The sequence below is a fragment of the Bradyrhizobium sp. CFUWI genome (assembly GCF_056429085.1).
Genome location: NZ_JBWJZE010000069.1, coordinates 1 through 4,853 on the forward strand (window position 1 = coordinate 1; position 4,853 = coordinate 4,853).

General features: G+C 64.7%; 3 protein-coding genes and 3 pseudogenes. 3 read left to right on the forward strand and 3 right to left on the reverse strand.

The window, feature by feature from the left end; translation table 11 throughout:
* The first annotated feature begins 180 nt into the window (after positions 1–180).
* Together AC066S_RS38420 and AC066S_RS38425 are read left to right on the forward strand one after the other, a co-directional pair.
* Entirely contained in the window at positions 181–426 is a 246-nt protein-coding gene (locus tag AC066S_RS38420) for a hypothetical protein (RefSeq protein ID WP_126262229.1), read from the forward strand.
* Between the two features lie 116 nt (positions 427–542).
* Positions 543–989 (forward strand): annotated as a pseudogene (locus AC066S_RS38425) (IS21 family transposase); the annotation flags it as partial.
* Between the two features lies 1 nt (position 990).
* On the opposite strand, the pseudogene istB reads toward AC066S_RS38425, so the two are convergent.
* Both istB and AC066S_RS38435 read right to left on the reverse strand, forming a co-directional pair.
* Positions 991–1,578, reverse strand: a pseudogene (istB, locus tag AC066S_RS38430) (IS21-like element helper ATPase IstB); the annotation flags it as partial.
* Positions 1,579–2,138: 560 nt separating this feature from the next.
* Positions 2,139–3,107 carry a hypothetical protein gene (locus AC066S_RS38435; protein WP_478271891.1) on the reverse strand — a complete coding sequence of 323 codons (969 nt, stop codon included), beginning with the start codon at positions 3,105–3,107 and terminating at the stop codon, positions 2,139–2,141.
* Here AC066S_RS38435 and AC066S_RS38440 point away from each other — a divergent pair.
* Complete coding sequence (locus AC066S_RS38440) at positions 3,036–3,857, forward strand: hypothetical protein (protein WP_478271892.1); 822 nt, start codon at positions 3,036–3,038, stop codon at positions 3,855–3,857. The genes AC066S_RS38435 and AC066S_RS38440 overlap by 72 nt on opposite strands.
* 704 nt (positions 3,858–4,561) lie before the next feature.
* Here AC066S_RS38440 and AC066S_RS38445 read toward each other — a convergent pair.
* Positions 4,562–4,713 (reverse strand): annotated as a pseudogene (locus AC066S_RS38445) (IS256 family transposase); the annotation flags it as partial.
* Positions 4,714–4,853: the final 140 nt, after the last annotated feature.

Below are 4,853 nucleotides of genomic sequence, written 5' to 3' on the forward strand. Positions count from 1 at the left end.
GTCGGCAGCCGATCGCAAGCGCATTCTGCGATTTGTCATCCGCGAAGTCGTTCTTGATCAGAAGCGGACCCGAGGTCAGGTGTGGCTCAAGATCGTCTGGCAGACCGGCGCAACCAGCGAGCATCACTTGCAACGGCGCGTTCACACCTACCGCGATTGCATCAACATTGATCGGTTGCGGTGATCGTCGAGTTGAATGCTGAACACAAAATGGATGCCGAGATCGCGGCAATACTCAATCAGGAAGGCTTCATCGCGGCCCTAGGCTGCGCGTTCAAAGGCAAGAACGTCTGGGTGTTGCGTACCCGCTGGGGCATTCCCACCGTCAAAATCAACGGCATGGCTGTCCCGCGGCGATCAGGATGGAAGGCAGCGTCAATCAAGGTGAGAGAGTTTCGCTGGGCTCGTGACGTAGGGAGGGCGTAGCCCGACCGGAGTTACGAGCCCAGCGTCGGCGCGATCCCGAGGAGGACCGCGCCGACTGGTGATCGCGGCCGGCGGGGTTATGCAAAGTGGTTCTTCCGCCAAGAGGAATCACTCGCGTGCCCGGCCGACACATCACAGATCACCAGATGAGGCTCTACATGAAGTACCGTCAGACCGATAGCCCGCCAGTGGCGGCGGCCAAGGCATCATTCAGTGCGTCGACCGCCTATCGGATCGAGAGAGACCCCCGATTTCCATCGCAAAGGAAGGCGCCCCGCGGCCGGCGACGGCCGGACCCGTTGGGCGACGTGTTCGAGACCGAGATCGTCCCGATCCTGAAGGCGGCACCTGGCTTACGCCCGGTGGCGGTATTCGAGGAGATGCTACGGCGTCATCCGGATCTCGGCAGCGGTATCCGTCGTACCCTGGAACGTCGGATCCGTGCATGGCGGGCGATCCACGGCGAGGAGCAGGAGGTGATCTTCCGCCAAACCCACGAGCCTGGCCAACTCGGCCTCTCCGACTTCACAGACATGGACGAGTTGGGTGTTACGATTGGGGGTGCACCGTTGGATCGCCGATGACTTCGTGCCAGGTGTCGACCGGGAGCTGGCTGGTCACGATGGTGGAGGCTCGGCCGTGGCGGTCGTCGAGGATCTCGAGCAGATCGCGGCGCTCGGTAGCGGTGAGCACCGACAATCCCCAATCGTCCAGGATCAACAATTGGACGCGGCCAAGGGTTTTGAGCAAGCGCGCATGACGTCCATCGCCGCGTGCGAGCGCCAGTGCTTCGAACAATCTTGGGACGCGATGATAGAGGACCGAGCGATTGTCGCGGCAGGCCTTGTGGCCGAGAGCGCAGGCCAGCCAGCTTTTGCCGAGGCCGGTCGGCCCGGTAATGAGGAGATTCTCGTGGCGATTGATCCAGTCGCCGCTGACGAGCTTGGCGAAGACGGCCCGGTCGATGCCCCGCGGCGTGCGCCAATCGACGTCCTCCACGCAGGCATTCTGACGTAGCGCGGCGAGCTTGAGGCGCGTGGTGAAGCGCCTGGTGTCGCGTTCAGCGGCTTCGCGGTCGACCAGCAGACCGATGCGATCTTCGAACGGCAAAGCTTCGAGATCGGGCGATCGTCGCTGCTCCTCGAAGGCCTTGGTGCGCCACGACGGCGCGAAGGAGGAGGTAGATCAATTGACCTAAAACCTTCAAGCAGCCTTGCTGTGCAAGAGATGAGGGTAGGCCCCTCGGGCTCGGATTGCAGGATCAGAGTCCAAACCACCACAAGCTGCTTCGACACAACGGTCGAGGTGGTGAGCGTTGTTGGAAAAGGCGGGCGCAAGCCCGTCAGGTAACGCAGCTCTGGTCGGGCTACGCCCTCCTGACGCCGCGGTAAGATTGCCCCGCGCAAACACAACCCGGCATGAATCCACTTAGAATCCGCGGGGATCTGTCCAAATAACCCGAGCCACTTCTCAAATCAGTTGCCGAAGGTCATCGCAGGTGTCAGCGTCAACGACGGCAACGAGGTCGTCCAAGTGCCGGCAAACCACGCCGCCTGATCACCTCATCAACCAAAATCCCGCATAGCTCACTTTTGAGTCAGAGCCAGCGATTGGACGCCGATCGCCTCGGAAACGAGGTCAACGCCGAAACACACACACACACAAAAGAACTTTTTCTGATTCACGCCTCGACGGGAAGAATCCGGGATAGCTCATTCCCGCTGTTCGTCTCTCCTCCTCGGCAACATTGCTGCGAAGGCCCGAGCCCGATCCGCGGGCATGGCAAGGCTGTCGGCAAGGTCAGCTAGGCGCTGCTGGAGCGCGGGGGCAACCCCCGCCACGCCTGCGCCGAGGCCCTCCAGCGCCGCGAGGCGGTACGCGGGCTCTTCAAGCTTCTCGGTGATGTCGAGGAGGCGCTCCTGAAGCGCGGGGGCAACCCCCGCCACGCCCGCGCCGAAGCCCGCCAGAGCCCAGGCGCGGTGCGCGGGCTGTTCCAGCTTCTCGGTGATGTTGACGAGGCGCTGCTGGAGCGCGGGGGCAACCCCCGCCACGCCCGCGCCGAGGCCCGCCAGAGCTTGGGCGCGGTGCGCGGGCTGTTCCAGCTTCTCGGTGATGTCGACGAGGCGCTGCTGGAGCGCGGGGGCAACCCCCGCCACGCCCGCGCCAAAGCCCGCCAGCGCCGAGAGGCGGTGCGCGGGCTGTTCCAGCTTCTCGGTGATGTCGACGAGGCGCTGCTGGAGCGCGGGGGCAACCCCCGCCACGCCCGCGCCAAAGCCCGCCAGCGCCGAGAGGCGGTGCGCGGGCTGTTCCAGCTTCTCGGTGATGTCGACGAGGCGCTGCTGGAGCGCGGGGGCAACCCCCGCCACGCCCGCGCCAAAGCCCGCCAGCGCCGAGAGGCGGTGCGCGGGCTGTTCCAGCTTCTCGGTGATGTCGACGAGGCGCTGCTGGAGCGCGGGGGCAACCCCCGCCACGCCCGCGCCAAAGCCCGCCAGCGCCGAGAGGCGGTGCGCGGGCTGTTCCAGCTTCTCGGTGATGTCGACGAGGCGCTGCTGGAGCGCGGGGGCAACCCCCGCCACGCCCGCGCCAAAGCCCGCCAGCGCCGAGAGGCGGTGCGCGGGCTGTTCCAGCTTCTCGGTGATGTCGACGAGGCGCTGCTGGAGCGTGGGGGCAAGCACCGCCATGCCCGCGCCGAGGCCCGACAGAGCCCGGGCGCGGTGCGCGGGCTGTTCCAGCTTCTCGGTGATGTCGACGAGGCGCTGCTGGAGCGCGGGGGCAAGCACCGCCATGCCCGCGCCGAGGCCCGACAGAGCCCGGGCGCGGTGCGCGGGCTGTTCCAGCTTCTCGGTGATGTTGACGAGGCGCTGCTGGAGCGCGGGGACAAGCCCCGCTATGCCCGCGCCGAGGCCCGCGAGAGCCCAGGCGCGGTCCAAGGGATCGGCAAGCCCCTCGGCGATGTCGACGAGGCGCTGCTGGAGAGGGGGCGCAAGCCCTGCCACGCCCGGGCCGAGACCGCGCAGAGCCGCGTCGCGGTCCAAGGGATCGGCAAGCTGCTCGGTGAGGACAATAAGGCGCTGCTGGAGCGGGGGCGCAAGCCCTGCCACGCCCGGGCCGAGACCGCGCAAAGCCCAGGCGCGGTCAGTGGGCTCGGCAAGCTGCACGGCGATGTCGACGAGACGCTGCTGGAGCGGGGGCGCAAGCCTTCCCACGCCCGCGCCGAGGCCTACCAGAGCCCAGGCGCGGTGCGAGGGCGCTTCGAACTGATCGGCCAGGGAGACGAGGCGCTGGTGGAGTGCGGGCGCAAGCCCCGTCATGCCGGCGCGGAGGCCCCCGAGAGCCAGGAGCCGCTCCGCGGGGTCGTCCACACCCTCAACCAGACCGACGACATCCTCCTGCTGCGCCCCCGTAAGGCAATCGATGTTCGGCGCGAGTGATTGGAGCACGCCAGGCGCTAGCAGCGCAGCAAAGCGATCCGCGATGCCTGGTCGGCGCGCCGTCAACGCATTCCAGACGAACTGAACCTGGATAGCTCTCTGGCGCCGTTCGTGAACCTCCGCAGATAACCGGGTGGCGTCACGCAATTGGCGACTTGTTTGCGACATACTCACCAGGTCGATCGGCCTGAGCTTCTCGGCGACCATTTCGAACACGCCCGACGGTAAATGGAGTGAGTCGGGCGCTAGTCTGGTGAAGTTAGGCCGACCAAGGTCACCGATGAAGCGCGGGTTGTTGCTAGAGGAGGGAGCGCTGTCTCCTTGAGGTTCGCCGCGCGCCTGCTCGCCGACAAAGCAGGATGATTGGCCGGCTTGTTGAAAGCGAACAGCCGATCCCGGATCGTCCGGGCTACCAGCTTCGTGGGTGGGAAATCCCGAGATGGTGGCCTTGCCAGGCCCATCAATGCCTCTCATCATCCACCTCCTACAGACATCGAAGCGGTCGCGACTGCCGCATTGGGCGTATTCCTCTACTCCGTGCGGGAAGATAGAAGTCCACGACGTTCAAAACAAATTGCCGTTCATTATGAAGTCATATTTCATGACTATGCTAAAGACGTCGGAGATTTGTCGGATAAGGCATTTCCCTCGGCAGTTGAAACTGCGCCACCGGAGCTATACTTGGATCTGGGTGACGGGTCCGATCAGGCGGCGCGGACTTCAGCGGTCGGAATGACTTCGATTTCGTGCGCAAACTTTACCCCGGTATCACCTTAGGCAACTGATTTGTGCCCTTCAACCGTCGCCAGGTTTTAGATGCGGCGCCGACGAGCTTGAAGACCATCAACTTTGCTGTGTGGCGATAACGCGTCGGTTGTGAAGAACACGCAAGCCGTTGAGAGAGAATCGATTTTTGGCGAACAGACATGGTTCTGTTCGCAGGATTTCGGCGGGTGAGCCCGCAGTTTCTTGCAAATTGCTCTTGGGCGATCGCTG